At 62.7% G+C, this 15,012-nt stretch carries 16 protein-coding genes; 8 read left to right on the forward strand and 8 right to left on the reverse strand.

Annotation, left to right across the window (positions count from 1 at the left end; all coding sequences use genetic code 11):
- Nucleotides 1-63: 63 nt before the first annotated feature.
- On the forward strand, nucleotides 64-783 hold the full coding sequence (locus NLN62_RS34835) for a GntR family transcriptional regulator (RefSeq protein WP_027526459.1): 720 nt from the start codon (nucleotides 64-66) through the stop codon (nucleotides 781-783).
- Nucleotides 784-1,060: 277 nt separating this feature from the next.
- On the opposite strand, the gene NLN62_RS34840 is transcribed toward NLN62_RS34835, so the two are convergent.
- The 7 genes from NLN62_RS34840 to NLN62_RS34870 form a co-directional block, all read right to left on the reverse strand.
- Nucleotides 1,061-1,345, reverse strand: coding sequence for a hypothetical protein (locus tag NLN62_RS34840; protein ID WP_156944662.1), 285 nt, complete (start codon nucleotides 1,343-1,345; stop codon nucleotides 1,061-1,063).
- A gap of 356 nt (nucleotides 1,346-1,701) precedes the next feature.
- On the reverse strand, nucleotides 1,702-2,331 hold the full coding sequence (locus NLN62_RS34845) for an FMN-binding negative transcriptional regulator (protein ID WP_027527898.1): 630 nt from the start codon (nucleotides 2,329-2,331) through the stop codon (nucleotides 1,702-1,704).
- A 59-nt stretch (nucleotides 2,332-2,390) separates the two neighbouring features.
- Entirely contained in the window at nucleotides 2,391-3,884 is a 1,494-nt protein-coding gene (locus tag NLN62_RS34850) for a PLP-dependent aminotransferase family protein (protein WP_254111787.1), read from the reverse strand.
- A 266-nt stretch (nucleotides 3,885-4,150) separates the two neighbouring features.
- The gene (locus NLN62_RS34855) at nucleotides 4,151-4,777 is read right to left on the reverse strand and encodes a transglutaminase-like cysteine peptidase (RefSeq protein WP_027527897.1); all 627 of its coding nucleotides are present in this window, start codon (nucleotides 4,775-4,777) and stop codon (nucleotides 4,151-4,153) included.
- Nucleotides 4,778-5,107: 330 nt separating this feature from the next.
- A complete protein-coding gene (locus NLN62_RS34860) occupies nucleotides 5,108-5,719 on the reverse strand; it encodes a PilZ domain-containing protein (RefSeq protein WP_027527896.1) in 612 nt (203 codons plus the stop codon).
- Nucleotides 5,720-5,812: 93 nt separating this feature from the next.
- The gene (locus NLN62_RS34865; protein ID WP_254111788.1) at nucleotides 5,813-6,973 is read right to left on the reverse strand and encodes a CynX/NimT family MFS transporter; all 1,161 of its coding nucleotides are present in this window, start codon (nucleotides 6,971-6,973) and stop codon (nucleotides 5,813-5,815) included.
- A gap of 72 nt (nucleotides 6,974-7,045) precedes the next feature.
- Complete coding sequence (locus NLN62_RS34870) at nucleotides 7,046-8,290, reverse strand: MFS transporter (protein WP_371933058.1); 1,245 nt, start codon at nucleotides 8,288-8,290, stop codon at nucleotides 7,046-7,048.
- Nucleotides 8,291-8,427: 137 nt separating this feature from the next.
- On the opposite strand from NLN62_RS34870, the gene NLN62_RS34875 reads away from it, so the two are divergent.
- Nucleotides 8,428-9,579, forward strand: coding sequence for a zinc-binding dehydrogenase (locus NLN62_RS34875; RefSeq protein ID WP_254111789.1), 1,152 nt, complete (start codon nucleotides 8,428-8,430; stop codon nucleotides 9,577-9,579).
- Between the two features lie 108 nt (nucleotides 9,580-9,687).
- Nucleotides 9,688-10,200: a hypothetical protein gene (locus NLN62_RS34880; RefSeq protein WP_027527893.1), complete on the forward strand. Its 513-nt coding sequence runs from the start codon at nucleotides 9,688-9,690 to the stop codon at nucleotides 10,198-10,200.
- A gap of 23 nt (nucleotides 10,201-10,223) precedes the next feature.
- Here the strand turns inward: NLN62_RS34880 and NLN62_RS34885 are convergent, their stop codons facing one another.
- Nucleotides 10,224-10,577 (reverse strand): cupin domain-containing protein, encoded by a 354-nt coding sequence (locus NLN62_RS34885; protein ID WP_254111790.1) that lies wholly within the window; start codon nucleotides 10,575-10,577, stop codon nucleotides 10,224-10,226.
- Between the two features lie 716 nt (nucleotides 10,578-11,293).
- On the opposite strand from NLN62_RS34885, the gene NLN62_RS34895 reads away from it, so the two are divergent.
- From NLN62_RS34895 to NLN62_RS34915, 5 genes are all read left to right on the forward strand, one after another.
- Nucleotides 11,294-11,485 carry a hypothetical protein gene (locus NLN62_RS34895; RefSeq protein WP_035665056.1) on the forward strand — a complete coding sequence of 64 codons (192 nt, stop codon included), beginning with the start codon at nucleotides 11,294-11,296 and terminating at the stop codon, nucleotides 11,483-11,485.
- A gap of 14 nt (nucleotides 11,486-11,499) precedes the next feature.
- The gene (locus NLN62_RS34900; RefSeq protein WP_254111791.1) at nucleotides 11,500-11,754 is read left to right on the forward strand and encodes a hypothetical protein; all 255 of its coding nucleotides are present in this window, start codon (nucleotides 11,500-11,502) and stop codon (nucleotides 11,752-11,754) included.
- Between the two features lie 1,314 nt (nucleotides 11,755-13,068).
- Nucleotides 13,069-13,470: a helix-turn-helix domain-containing protein gene (locus tag NLN62_RS34905; RefSeq protein ID WP_254108196.1), complete on the forward strand. Its 402-nt coding sequence runs from the start codon at nucleotides 13,069-13,071 to the stop codon at nucleotides 13,468-13,470.
- Nucleotides 13,467-14,324 (forward strand): IS3 family transposase, encoded by an 858-nt coding sequence (locus NLN62_RS34910; RefSeq protein WP_254108197.1) that lies wholly within the window; start codon nucleotides 13,467-13,469, stop codon nucleotides 14,322-14,324. The genes NLN62_RS34905 and NLN62_RS34910 overlap by 4 nt, the downstream gene beginning before the upstream one ends.
- Nucleotides 14,325-14,388: 64 nt before the next feature.
- The gene (locus NLN62_RS34915) at nucleotides 14,389-14,910 is read left to right on the forward strand and encodes a DUF5680 domain-containing protein (protein ID WP_254111792.1); all 522 of its coding nucleotides are present in this window, start codon (nucleotides 14,389-14,391) and stop codon (nucleotides 14,908-14,910) included.
- Nucleotides 14,911-15,012: the final 102 nt, after the last annotated feature.

The following is a 15,012-nucleotide window of genomic DNA, read 5'->3' on the forward strand; positions in this document are numbered from 1 at the left end:
TTGGAGCCTGCTTTGACGATCGAGCCCCAAATCAACGAGCCCACATCCAACGAGCCAAAGTCCATGGCCGCCAAAGCGCAACCGAAGTCTGACACGTCGCTCGCTGCCGACAATGGCAGCGACCGCGTCAGCCGTATCCGGGAGGGTGTGACGACTGCGATTCTCGAGCACCGGCTGCTGCCGGGGACGAAGCTCGGCGAGGACGAAATCGGTGAGATCTACGGCGCGAGCCGCACCCTGGTCCGCACCGCACTCCACCAGCTCGCGCATGAGGGGATCGTCAGCATCGAGAAGAATCGCGGCGCTTTCGTTGCGCGGCCGACGCCGGCCGATGCGCGCGAGGTGTTCGAGGCGCGGCGGCTGATCGAGCCGTCGATCGTCGATCACGCCATCGACGCAGTGTCGCCGGATTGGCTCGAGCGCCTGCAGCAACATCTCGCCGAAGAGCATGCGGCAGAGACCCGCGGCGACGCCAGGGCCTCGATCCGGCTGTCCGGCGAGTTTCACCGGCTGGTCGCCGAGATGTCGGGTCACAGCATCTTTGCCGGCTTTCTCAAGGAGCTGATCGCGCGCTCCTCGCTGATCATCCTGCTCTATCGCCGCCACGACACACCCGCCTGCGGCACCAGCCATCATGCCGAGATCGTCACTGCGATCCGCAGGCAGGACAAGTCGCGGGCACGCGAGCTGATGCTCTCACATCTCACGGAAATCGAGGCCGAGCTGTTTCTGAAAGAGCCGGCGGCTGACGAGCCGCGGCTCTCCGACGTGCTTGGCGCCTGAGGCGCGGATCGCAGCCTCCGCCGGACGGGTAGGACTGGCCTGGGGCTCGCGCGTCAATGCAAGCTTTCACTTTCGACGGCGAGCTGTCCGTCTTGTGTGATCTCGTATTCGTCGTCTCGCTTCCTCATCCACCCGGACCTGACCATCTCCCGCGCGGTCTGAACGGAGCAAATCGGATGGTTGCCTCCGGGGTGATACAGCCTGTCATTTCGGACGATCAGATGCCCGTAGAGCTGAGCCTGACGCAGTGCCCTGCGCATTCCGGGCGAAGGATTCTTCATATCGCCTCAAGCTCGTGCGCGATTTGCGTGGGCTCAAAGCGAGCGACGCGTCGAAAACCCTGCCAAAGCTCTATCACCTCGTGATCTGCCAATAGCTCCGCTCTCAATTTCGCGGTTGCGTCATCTGCGCATGTGAGATCGATGCGGCCGGCGATATGTTCGCCAGGCTCCATCACATAGGCACGATAGTCGATCCACCCCCATGTCCTCGGCACTTTGTGCTTCAGGAGGTCCAACGAGATGCGCAACTGCTTGAGCGACAGGGCGATGTGCTCGTCCACGATGCGGCTGCGAGGCTCAGTCGGACTGCGAGGCGGCACGCAATCGATTACGCGCATGGTGGAGATCCTCCAGCCGCAATTGAACGATCTCGGAGGTCGGCTGTTCCATTCTTCGGAACAGTTTTCGAACTGGCGTCAAATGATGCCAAACAGGATGAAAAAGCCGACCTCGACCAAGAAAACGAGACCGGTGATCATCGACATCAGAAACACGTCACCCGGCGACAGGAACTGCATGGCTCGCCCTCACACCACTCGCGAGCCCCCATTGGCAATTCACCTATGTTAAAAAAGTTTCGGTTCCAAGGTGCATAACGAACGCGAAAGCGCGGCGACCTTTCGCCGCCGTCCGCGCCCTAGGTCTCTACCCGAATAAGGGAAGCCACTTCCCGATCCCGCGGATTTTCGCTTGCTGCAAGGCCGGCAGCAACGCCGGTGCGGTCGGCGGCGGGACGGTTCTGGCTCATCTTGCGTTTGCCTTCGAACCGGCTGACGGGAATGCGCACACCGACGATCCCGCGCAGCTGCGCGGCGATGAAATCGGCAGGCGCCTCGCCGACAGCCCAGGGATTGGTACGCGGCGCCTCGTGCAGGTTCGTCAGCCGCGTGACCACCTCGAGCAGACGTTCGCTCTCCTCGAAGAACTCAACCGGGCCATAGGCGTGGACTGCGATGTAATTCCACGTCGGCACCACCTTTCCGGTTTCCTGCTTGGTGGCGTACCAGGAGGGCGTCACATAGGCTTGCGGGCCCATGAAAATCGCGAGAGCTGCGCCGATGGGCGCGGCACACCATTGCGGATTGGCCCTCGCCAAGTGCCCGTACAGCACGCCGCGCTCGCCTTCGGTCTCATCCAGGAAGAGCGGCAGCGGTGTCGCGACCGGCCCCTCCGCAGTGGCCGTCACCAGATTGGCGAGGCGGGCGGAGCGGATAGTGGCGCGGATGCTCTCGATATCGTCGTCCCTGAAGGCAGGGGGCACATACATGGCGTTTCTCCGTTGTCGGCCGAGAGATGCCCCCAAACTGGTAGGCTGGAAACTGCCAGTTATCGAAGATTTTGGTGGTCCAGTTGCCGCGACCTGCGCCGATTTGCGGCGCGCATCGAGCGCAGCTGATCCACCACTTGGGCCAGGAGCTCACAGCCCCGCTCGATCTGGCGGGCCTCCAGCGCGGCGTAGCCCATGACGAGGCCGACGACATCCGGCCGATGCTGGCGAGCCTGGCGCCGCTGATCGAACAGGGACGAAACGGGGTAGATGCCGACGCCTTTGGCGAGGGCAGCATCGATCAATGTCGCTTCCGACGTTGCGGGCAGATCACGAAACCAGACCACGACATGCAAGCCGGCCGCGGCGCCATCGATCCGGATCCGGTCGCCAAATCGGCGGTGCAAGGCATCGAGCAGAGCCTGCCTGCGCTCGCCGTTGCGCCGTCGGACGCGTCTGACGTGGCTGTCATAGACGCCGGTCTCGATCATCGTTGCGAGCGCGTCCTGCTCGGCCAGCGGCGTGTGCCTGTCCATGATCTGCTTGGCTGCGGCGAATACCGACTGAAGCTCTGGAGGTACGACAAGATAGCCGATCCGCAGCGTGGGCGAGAGCGTCTTGGATACCGTCCCGAGATAGATGACGTTCTCGCTGCCTTCGAGAGCGTGCAGTGGGGGAACAGGCTTGATGTCATAACGGTGCTCGCTGTCGTAATCGTCCTCGATCACGTAGGCGTCGAACTTTCGCGCCCAGGTGAGCAATTGGTGCCGACGCCCGATCGGCATGACGCCGCCGAGCGGATACTGATGCGATGGCGTCACGTAAGCGAGTCGTGCTTCGGAATTTGCAAGCTGCCCGGTATCCAGTCCGTCCACGTCGACTGGAATTGGGATCGCGAGCGCCCCCGTGGCCGAGAAGACGTGACGCGCCATCAGGTAGCCGGGATCTTCAATCACGAACCGATCGCCGCGGTCGAGCAGGAGGCGCGCGCACAGATCGAGCCCTTGCTGCGAACCGTTCACGACGATGATTTGATCGACCTCGCAGCGGACGGTCCGCGTGCGCCAGAGATAGGCTTGCAGTGCCGTCCGCAGCCGCCGTGAGCCGGATGGATCATCGTAGCTCAGTTTTGTAGGCCTCCGCGTCATCGCGGCGACCACCGCTCTTTTCCACGCGAGCACGGGAAAGTCCGCTGGCGAGAGATCACCGTAGCGAAAGTTTGCAATGAGGTTGCGAGATTGTTCGCGCGGACGCGGCGCGACTTGGCTCAATCGCTGACCGTACGCCGACAGGCGTGCCTTCCGCGACGACGGGCGTGACTTGGTGTCGGGGGCCGGCGCTTCGGCAACAGCCTTTGCGACGCGTGGCCTTGCCCCATGTCGAACGTCGATGAAGCCTTCCGCAGCGAGTTGCTCGTAAGCGACGGTCACTGTCGAACGCGATACGCCGAGTTCGCCGGCGAGCGCGCGCGAGGACGGTAGCAGACCATCGGTGCCATACACGCGTTTCAGGATCTGGTCCCTGAGCGTTTCGTAGATCTGCCGAGCGCCCATTTTCCGGCCCCGCTTCTGAGAAGACGCCTTGATCTGGACCATTGAAAATTCACAAAACCGGCTATTTGGCGATGCCAGTCTGCGGCCATCCGATCCCAATGCCAAGCGGTTCCGATGCACGACGGAGCTGCGGGAGCTCTCATCGCTTCCGGGGGCCCCAAAAAAGATTGCGGCCAGCCATTGGGGGATGGCTGGCCGCGCGCGAACCGGTCTGGGACGGGGAGGGGTGGGGATGTGACCGGGTCGCGTAACTCGTTCCTTGCTAACTACTGATCCTTGGCGCTGGCGGTGGAGACCGCCGGCTTGGTATCGCCGAGCGAGACCCAGACGTTGGGATCGCTCTGCGACTGGCGCTTGACGAAGCGGTAGCCGGTCTCGGTCCAGGCGACGACATTCTCGTTCTGATTGTCGAGAATGAACTCGCCCTTGTCGGTCTTGACCGTCAGCACCGCGTGTCCTTCACCCTTCTTGTCACGCACGACGGTGATCAGCAGGGCCTCGCGGGGCCATCCGGCATCGATCAGCATCTTGCGCTTCAACAGCACATAGTCCTCGCAGTCGCCGTAGCCGTCGGTCGGCAACGACCACTTCTCGATCACGCCCCAGTGCTCCATGTCGGTCAAAGGCTTGACGGTCTCGTTGACCCAGCGATTGACCTTGAGCAGATCGCGCCATGCCGTCTGCGACATCACGATGTCGCGCGGCTGCGACGGACCGCCCTGGCATTGGGCAGCATTGTCGGCACAGAACTCGACCCAGCCGATCGGCGCACGCGTGTTGTCGCCGAGGCTCGCGTAGAGCAGGCGGCCTTCGCCGGCCTGCACCGTCGCACTGATCCCGAAGAGCATGGCGGCAATCGCCAGCCCTTTCCCCTGTCCCCTGAAGTCGAACATCGCGGCCCCCGTTTCTTGTTGGGACCACAATTCGCACGAAGCTTTTGCGTTGCCGCTAAGTGAGCCAAGTCAAGTCGAGACGAATACAAGTAAAACGAGCGCTGAATTCGATTTATACTTGAGTAGAGTTCGACTAAAATTTGAGAATACTGCAATTGAATAAAATTGTAGGCATTAACGCGCGAGCCTCGGGGAACTCAGCGTTTTCGCGCCGCGCGGCGGCCCGCGTTAACCGGCAGGCGCTTGCGCGCGAGATACGAAAAAGGCGGCGTCCGCGTTGCGGAGGCCGCCTTTTCGGCTCAATTGCTGGATTTTTCAGGCGGTTGCGCTTTACCGCGCGGTAACGCTCTCTTCGAGAGTCTCGACCGGCTGCTCGTGGACGAACTCGAGCGCGAAGCCGTCTTCGAGATTTCTGACCACGCGGCCCTGGACGCGGCCGAGCATGACCTGCGATTTCAGCGGCGGCCGGTTCTCTGCGGCAATGGCGGCGCCGGACAGCGACAGGTCGATGATCCGGCAGGTCATCTTGGTGCCGTCCTCGAGCGTGAGCACGGCGATCGGGTTGCGCGGCACGATACGGTCGTGGCGGCGATCCTCCGGCAGATTGAGGATGTCGCGGTTGGCGAGCCAGGTGAGCTGGGCGGCCAGCTTGTCGCGCTTGCGCGGCGTTGCCCCGATCGTCATGGCGAAGCCGTTGTCGATGATCCGGGTGATCTTGCCCTCGACGCGGCCGATATGGTCGAGATAGGCGACCACGCGGTCGCCGACATTGCCGATGCCGGGGGCGAGCAAAGCGAGGCCGCCCGGCGACATGTTGATCACCTGGCAGGGGAATTCACGGCGGTCCGGCAGCATATAGCGGCCGAGCAGATGTACTTTCACCCGCTGGAAACGCCGACGTTCCTCGGCGGCAGGAAGAAATTTTTTGTTCGCCAACGCCATTTTCACTACCCGACCCCCGGGCGGAGTCCCAGCGACCCTAAGGCGCACAGGGTTAACGCGCCGTTAGCGGGACGTGCGAGAGTTACGGATAGGTCAGGCGGGTTGTGGGCGGTTTTCTGCAATGCGCTCAAACAGCCACACCAGCAGCGGGCAGACGAGGACCACGAGCGCGCCGAGATCGAGCGCTGCGGCCGCACTTCCGGTCCAGCTCGCAAGGCGCCCCGCGATCACCGGTCCGAGCATCATGGCGGCATAGAACACGGTGAGGAAGATCCCCATGCCGATCGCGCGCGTTTGCGGTGCCAGCACCCGCGCCGGCAGGCTCATGATCGGGCCGGCCGGCTGGCCGGAGACGAGCCCAAGGGAAACGACGATCGTGATCACGGCGCTGGACCGCGTCAGCAGCGCCAGCAGCAAGGCGAGGAGGAAGCTGCCGACGACGACAAGGGTGAGCGGTCGCCGGGTTCGATCGGCGAGCACGCCGCCGAGTGGGACAGAGACCGCCGAGATCCACAGCGCGAGGCTGATCGCGGAGCCCGCCGCTGCCACGGTCCATCCGCGCTCGACCAGCAGCGACGGCCCGAACGACAGGATCATGGCAAAGCCTACGTTGAACAGGCCCCAGATCGCACCAGCGATCATCACCGCTGTCACCGTCTGCCGATCGAGGCGAGCGGACGCCGACGCCACTGTTCCGCTCGCTGGGGGCGGCCGGTAAAGGAACATCAGCACGATGCCGGCGGCGACGACCGCGCAGACGGCGAAGAACACGGCAGGCGCACCGCCCGCCGTGCCGATCGCAGGCAATGTCAACAGCGAGAGCGCGATCCCGGCCGGCCAGGAGTTGATGACGATGCCCATGGCGGTTGCGATTTCCTTGCCGGCGAACCAGTCCGTCGTCATCTTGGTGAGCTGCACGCTCAACAGCACGCCGCCGATCCCGGCAACAAGCCGTCCGGCGATCTGAGAGCTCCACCCATCCGTGAGCGCCATCGTCATGCTGCCGCTCATCATCAAGGCGAGCGCAGCGAGTGCCGTGGCCTTGTCGCCGAATCGCGCGCCGATCGCGCCGCCCGGCAGCGCCAGAAACACGCCCGGCGTGAAGTAGAGGCCGATCAGGAGTCCTATGTCCGCAAGGCCCACACCAAACGTCTTTTCCAGGAGGGGCGCGACCGCCGCCACGCTCTGAAACTGGAACGCCATGGTGAGGCGCACGAAAAACAGGATCGCAAGAACGCCCCAGCGATTGCGCAAGGTCTCACCTCCCGGTCTTGCCGAGCGTGCGGTGGCGAGACGTCAGTGTCAACCGACGGCTTCTGCGGCCAGCTATGCCTTCTTCGTCGTGCGGTGATGCAACAGGAGCAGCAGCGCGGCCAGGACAGCGGCCGAGAGGCCGAGCGACCAGTGGATGCCGATCGCGGCGCCGAACAGGCCGACGGTGATGCCGCTGAAGGCCCGCATCCCGAGCCCGGCCATGTTGAAGAGGCCGACGACGCGGCCGCGGATGTCGGCCGGCGCGTTGAGCTGCACCAGCGCCTGCGCCATGGTGTTGAACGACAGTTCGAAGAAGCCCGCGGCAAACAGCAGCACGATCGCCAGGGGATAGATCCGCACCGATGCGAAGGCGAGCAGCGAGACGCTCCACAGCATGGCCAGCGTGATCGCGGTCCGCGGTGTGCCCTTGAGCCGTCCCCACGATTCAAGCGCGATACCGGCGAGCAGCGCGCCAGCGGCGTCGGCCGCCAGAAGGACGCTGTAGGACACGCCGGGATCGCCATGGCAGAGATCGCCGGCAAAGCCCGGCATCTGCGCGTGGTAGGCGTTGCCGATCATGAAGGAGGTGAGCCCGGCCAGCCACGTCATCGCAGTCAGCACCGGCTGCGTACCGATGGAGCGGATCGTCAGCACGATATCGGCAAGGCCGCGGACGGCGAAGCGTCGCGCGGCGACGCTTTTGTCCCGCGCCGGCGCCCGGAACAGCCAGAGCAGCATGGGCAGGTAGAACAGCGTGTTGAAGATGATGCCGTGCGAGGTGCCCAGCGTCAGCATGATGACGCCGCCCACGGCAGGGCCGACCAGGATGCCGAGATAGCGCGCCATCGCGTTCAGCCGCACCGCGCTCGGCAGATCGGCAGGTCCGACGAGGTCGTAGAGCAGGAGCTGGTTCGGCGTCTGCCATAGGACGCCCGCGCAGCCATGGATGACCAGCAGCAGCATCGCGTGCCACATCTGGATCGTATCGGTGATGAAGAAGATACCCCAGCCGGTGGAGGCGACGATGAACAGCAGCATCCCGCACTGGATGATGCGCCGCGGATCGACGCGGTCGGCGAGGCTGCCGACCGCGACGGAGAACAGCAGGAACGGCAGCCAGTGCGACAGCACCGCAAAGCCCGCGAGCGCCGGCGAGTGGAATTTCTGGAACACCACCCAATAGCTGATCACGTGCTCGATATTGTCGGCCATCATGGCCAGTACGTAGGCCGCGAACTGCGCGCGATAGGGTCGCGACTGCATCGCTGCGAACGAGCTCGGTGCGGCCGCCGGTTTCGTCGACGTGTGGATGTTCAATCGATGACCTGGGTAAGAACTCGGCCGGCTCGGGGTTACGCCCTGACGTCGTTCGTGGTTGGCATCACGCCCGACCTCACATAGGCTCGGCCGCAGCCCGCGACATTCAACACAAGACGGGCAGTGAGGAAATAGCCATGGAGTCAATCCGCGTATGCACACACGCTGGGCCGGGCGCTGAACCCGTCATCCGCACAGTGCCGTGGCCGATGGTCGGGAGGAAGGCGGCGCTGATCAAGGTCGGCGCCTGCGGCGTCTGCGGCACCGACCTCCACATTCTCAGGGGACATTGGCCGAAACCGCTGCCCTGGCCATTCACGCTCGGACACGAGCTCGGCGGCGTCATCGTCGAATGCGGTGACGAGTTCACCGAAGATTTCATGAGCAAGCCGCTTCACGTCGGATCGAAGGTGATGATCCCGCCGCTGATGCCCTGCGGCCGCTGCTACTACTGCATCCATTATCCGGCAACGGCCAACAAGTGCCTGACGCCGGTCTATTACGGCCGCTATCTCGGTTTCGACAAGGCGCCTCATCTGTGGGGCGGCTGGGCCGAATATGTCTATGTCGATCTCGACATGCTGCCGGGCACCAAGATCTACAAGCTGCCCGACGAAATGTCGCTGCGGCTGGGCGCGCTGTCCGAGCCGCTGACGTCCTGCATCCGCGCCTTCAACCGCGCGAGTCGCGCCGGCGGCTTCACCTGGGGCGACACGGTCGTGATCCAGGGTTCGGGTCCGATCGGCATTCTTGCGGTCGCGGCTGCACGGGAGATGGGGGCGGGGCGCGTGATCTGCGTCGGCGCGCCGGAAGAGCCGCGGCTGAAGCTCGCGCGTGAGTTCGGTGCGGAGGCGACGGTCAATATCGAGGCGCTGAAGATGCCGCAGGATCGCATCAAGGCCGTGCGCGACATCGTCGGCGGTTTCGGCGCCGATCTCGTGATGGACTGCTCGGGCCATCCCTCCGCCGGCCCCGAAGGCATCGAGATGCTGCGCGACGGTGGCACCTATGTCGAGATGGGCCAGTTCACCGATGCCGGATCGATCGAGACCTCATGGCACCGCATCTGCACCAAGGATCTCAACGTGCTCGGCTCCTGGGGATTTACCGGCAACGATCTGCCGCTCGGCGTCGACATGCTCTACCGCACGGCCGGCAAATATCCGTGGCTGAAGATGCAGACGATCTATCCGTTCACGGAACAGGGCGTCGCGCAGGCGGTGGCGGATGCGATGGCGATGAAGACGGTGAAGTCGACCATCGTGCCGTGGCCGGAATTGGTAGAGTAGGGCAGGAGCGACCTGTCGCCCAAAAAGTTCCATCAGGAATCCGCGAGATATCCACGCTGAGGTGAAACTTAGGTCCAAGTTCCGGCTTTAACTTTGCGGGAGATGACTGTGAAGCGAATCCTGGAACCCGTTACTTACATCCTGGCCGCCGTCTACTTCCTGGTGGACGCGGTTTTCATGGCCGTGGCGAGGCCCATATCGCGCTGGCTGGGCCGGCATCTGGAATTCAAGCGGTTGCGCGCCTGGATCAGATCGCTGCCGCCTTATCCTTCGCTCGCCCTGTTTTCCGTGCCCGTGATCATCCTGGAGCCAGTCAAGCCCATCGCAGCCTACCTCGCCGCAACGGGCCAGATTGTCAGCGGCGCGGTGGCTTTCATCATCGGCGAACTGCTCAAGCTCGTGCTGGTCGAGCGTCTGTTCCATCTTACGCGTGACAAGCTGATGAGGATTCCGGCTTTCGCCTGGGCTTATGGGAAGTTCGCCGAGGTGAGGGCATGGCTGCAAGCAACCGAGGCGTGGCGGGTCGTCCGCGCATTGAGCCGCGCGGCGCGGGACTATGTCGCGCAGGCCAAAGCAAGGCTGGTCGGCAGCTTCAGCAAGCTGGCGACCTTTCGGGATTAGCGTCAGATAGAACAATCTGCCGTTCAGGCGAGCTTGCGCGGGGCCGCGGTCGCCTTGTCACCGGTGTTCGGCGTGCCGGTCGGTTCCATCAGCAGAAGATGCACCTCTTCGCGCGCCACGGGCCGATGTTCGACGCCCTTGGGGACGATGTAGAGCTCGCCCGGCTTGAGCGTCACCGTGCGATCGCGCAATTCGATGTCGAGGCTGCCTTTCAGGACGAGAAAGAAATCATCGGTGTCATCGTGCTTGTGCCAGGTGAACTCTCCCTTCACCTTCACCACCATCACGTCGCAGTCATTGAAGGTGGCGACAGTGCGCGGAGACCAGAATTCCTGGAATGTCGCGAGCTTGTCGGCAAGGGATATCTTGTCGGCCATAGGTCACCCGTGTTGCGTTGATTTCTTGCAGCCCAACAGGTTCGTTGACCTAGGTCAACATTCTCAGAACCGGAAGCATCCCAATCTGCCCCACCATAATCTTGCCAGCGGATCGGCATCACATTCGTCGAGCGAGCAACATGAGACTTCCGGCAGGGGTCGTCGCGGGAATGCTCTTACTCACTGGCACGGGGACGAGCCATGCCGTGGTTCGCATTACGAATGATCGAGGCGGGCAGATTGGCTACTATATCGAACGATACGAGAAATTGCGCGCCTCGCGTCAATCGGTCGTCATCGACGGCCTTTGCGCTTCCGCCTGCACGATCGTCCTTGCAACCATTGCTCCGGATAACATCTGCGTAACCTCCAGAGCGAGACTTGCCTTTCATGCTGCATGGGACTTCGGCAGGAACGGGCGCACATTCACAGATCGTGGGGCGACCCGGATGCTTTATTCGATGTATCCCTCGCCAATTCAACAGTGGCTCGATAGTCGCGGAGGTCTAACTCCCCGCACAGTTTTCCTCGAAGGCAAACGGCTGCATGGGATGTATCGGGGGTGCGATCTTGGTTCCCGGCCATCCGCCACACGATGAGCGACGCGATTCCCTCTGTATCCTCTCCCTGTACCAAAGGCCGATGGCACAAAGTACACTTGCCGCACGTGGGGGTTGTGTTCTGAAATGACGACTCAATACCGGCAGGATTGAGTGATGGTGGAGAAGACACAGGATTTGCCCCCCGACATCGCAGAATTGTTTGCGGCTGCAGAAAAGCTGCCGTTGGGCAAAGAACGCGACAGCTTGCTTTGGAAGGCGCTGGAACTGGAAGCCAGATTGAACGTCGAGCGCTGGGTCGGTGCGCCCGGGCTGCGGTCGCCGCGCGGAACGGCAGGCAAGGACTGATTGGCTGCATTGCCATGTCCCTGCAGTTCCACCGTGCCGTCGAGCACATCGAAATATGGAGCGCAAGCAGCGACGGCTTTTCGTTCGTCATCAGCTTCGAAAGTCGCAATGGGACCGGCTTTCACGGAAGGCCCGGCTATGTCGCGTCATGGCGTCCAGTTTACCAGAATCGTGGCGCGATCAGGATTTTCGGCTCGCCGTTCCAGACATTCAATGAGGCCGAGGCTGCCTGCGATGCCATGCTGGACCAACTGACGAATGAAAATTGAGCGCCTTTTGGGGCCGCCGACCAAGACGCGCGGGATTGCTCCACCTCATCCGGGCACAGGCGGCTATGTCGGCGCGAATTCTCACCAACCGGGTTTCACAACAATGACGCGCCGTTGCCGCATCCTGCACAAGATCAAATGCGGTCATTGCCAGGTCTAGGATCGTAGCGAGGGCTGGCGGATGTACCCAACCTCACAGGTCCGAAACGCCCCCGGAGTTCCAACTCCGGGGGCTTTTTCCTGGTCGGCCGGCTCGCCCAGTTGGAGCGTAGAGCAACAGTTGGTTCCTTGTCAGGAACAGAGCCAAATAATGACCAAAGCCATCGGCAGACCCACACCCAAGGCTCCGACAATCATCAGCGCAAAAGCCGAAAGCAGGTTGGCCTCGGGCTGCATCTCACGCCCGCGCATTTCGTCTCCTCCATCGAGCCCCGCCCAAAAGGATGAACGATCCCCACCAGGGACAAGGCTGGACGCGCATGGTTAAGAAAAAGTTAACACGCTCCCACAATGCACAACGGCGCTCCGTGCGGCAGCGTCTAAGCGCCGAATAAGACAGCTTCGCAAACACGTGGAGGCGGTGAGCCCTCTGGCGCCACCGCCGTCAACACGGGCATCTCACCAACAAACGTTCACCGGGACGACGCGCCATCCCCAGCCCGTCCAGACCCGACGCCATCTCGTACAGCTATCCCATCCGGCATAGCCCCAACCCGGAGCACCCCAGCCAGGCCCCCAGGCCGCCGCACTGGCGAGCCCTAAGCCGATGCCCAAGCCCACAGCCGGTCCGCGCCAGCCCCAGCCGCCTCCACGCCACCCACCGCCCCAGCCGCCGCCGTGCCATCCTCCCCCTGCAAACCCGCCATGAAAGCCGCGTTGTGCGGAAGCTGTGCCCGGTGCGAGAGCAAGGATCGCAGCAACACCGAGCGCAAAAAGCGCCTTCTTGACCATGAGAACCTCCGTAGGTCGAGGAATTGCGCGAAGTAAACGGCTTACCGTCTCGTTGGTTGCAGTCCTGCCGCCAGTCCCGCGCTGGACCACGCGTATGGCGACCCGCGGCGTGCGCTACATTCCCGCGATCCCACGGCCAACAAGCTGCTGCTCGCTGCGGCCTGGCCGCGCGGCACCAGCGACCCCGTTGCGACGAGATGCTGGCGATGATCAGGGCAGGGCTTGCGGCTTACGTGAATGAAGCGCGAGCTTGCGTCTGCGAAATTGATAGTATCGAAAGGCCTGCGTTGCGGTGACAGATTTGGACTGCACCCCTTAAGTGAGACACGATAATTCCTGTGACAGGCATTTTGAGGATGACCTGTGGCAGGAAGAGGAAAGAACCGTCAGTTTCCGACGGCCTACAAATTGAAGGCGATCAGGCGGGTTGAGCGGGGCGAAGGCGTTCTGCCTGTGGCTCGCGAACTTGGGATATCACGCAAGATTCTGCACGACTGGATCAAGGCGTGGAAAGCGCATGGGCCGGAGGGACTAAACCGCAAGCCCGGACCCAAGCCTGGTCCCCGGAAGCTCAAGCCTGTACCGACGTATGACGACAAGCGTTCTGCGCTCACGCGTGCGAATGCCCGCATCGCCGAGCTCGAGCGGCTGGTGGGCCGCCAGCAGATGGATATCGATTTTTTTCGGAAAGCCTTGCGCGCATTGGAGCGGCCGGCAGCGCAAGGCAAACCCGCATCCGCATCGTCGAAGTCATCCAAGCCATGACGTCGGAGACGACCAATTCTCACGCCGACGTGCAGCGCCTCTGCTATCTGGCGGGCCTGCCGCGCGCGACGTACTACCGGCATCTCAACAGGCGCAATCGTGCGACGGCCGAGTGCGAGCTGCGCGACCAGCTCCAGCGTATTTGCCTCAAGCATCCTTTCTACGGCTATCGACGCGTGGCAGCCACCCTCCGGCGCCAAGGCATGGTCGTAAATGCCAAGAAGGTTCTGAGGCTTATGCGCGAGGACAATCTTCTCGCGCAGCGCAAGGCGCCGTTCCTGAAGCCACCTGCGGAGCGACCAGGGCGCGTTCTCGTCGTCCCCAATCTGGTGCGGGGCCTGGTGCCGTCCGCGCCCGATCAAATCTGGGTCGCCGACATCACCTATGTGCATCTCGCCAGAACCTTCGCCTATCTCGCTGTCATCCTCGACGCCTTCTCGCGCAAGGCCGTCGGCTGGGCTTTCGAGAACACACTCGATGCCTCGCTCGCGATCGCCGCGCTCGATATCGCTCTCCAGGCCCGTAAGCCGCAACCCGGCAGCCTGATCCACCACTCCGATCGCGGCGTGCAATACGCCTCCATCGCCTATCGCCAGCGATTGGCCGATCGCGACATCACCATCAGCATGAGCAGGCCCGGCAATCCCTTCGACAACGCCAAGGCCGAAAGCTTCATGAAGACGCTCAAGGCCGAAGAGGTCAACGGAAAGGCATTTGCCGACCTCGGCGACGCCCGCCGCCGGATCGATAGCTTCATCGCAGATGTCTACAACAAGGAGCGCTTGCACTCGGCGCTTGGATACCAATCGCCTCTTGAGTTCGAAACCGCGTTCGCGCAAAACAAGATACGATAACGTCGTGGCAACCGCACTGTCACAGGAATTATCGTGTCTCACTTAAGGGGTGCAGTCCAGATTCGTGGATCAATTCGCAGCTGAGGGGTGGAACGAATTGATCTCGCATCCGGATACTCTGAGCGATCTCGCCGCCTTCCTCGTCGAGGCCAAGCGGCGCACCTATGCCGGTCTCGATGACGACGCGACCATCGCGGCGCCTCTGCTCGCCGGCTCGAAGCAACTCGAGCATCGCGCACCGCCCTACGCCTATCGCGACATCTATTTCGGCATGGAGTTCTTCGTTGGCCAGGAGACCGTGTCGCGGGACGACAAGATCATCTGGTCGATGTGCTACAGCGGGGGTGCGCGCAGCGATGTCCGTGATCACGACACGCTGCTCCGGATCTACAAATTCCTGCGACAGGCGCTGCTTGGCGTTAGCGTCGAGTTGCCCTATCGGGGACCAACTGCATTCGCCGCTGACGGCATGACCTATCGTAACGAAGCCACGGGTTCGCTCGACCGCTTCCACGGCGTCGAGGTGATCGCGCAGGGTGGCGGAATCCTGTACGAGCTGCGCTACAGTGGCGGGTTGGTGAGATAATGTAGATAACGTAGGCCGGATGAGCGGAGCGACATCCGGGTACTCTTGGTTGAAGCTTTCCCGCATGTCGCTGCGCTCGTGCGGGAAACAGGAATAGCTTCA

It is taken from the genome of Bradyrhizobium sp. CCGUVB23 (assembly GCF_024199885.1).
Taxonomy (GTDB): domain Bacteria; phylum Pseudomonadota; class Alphaproteobacteria; order Rhizobiales; family Xanthobacteraceae; genus Bradyrhizobium.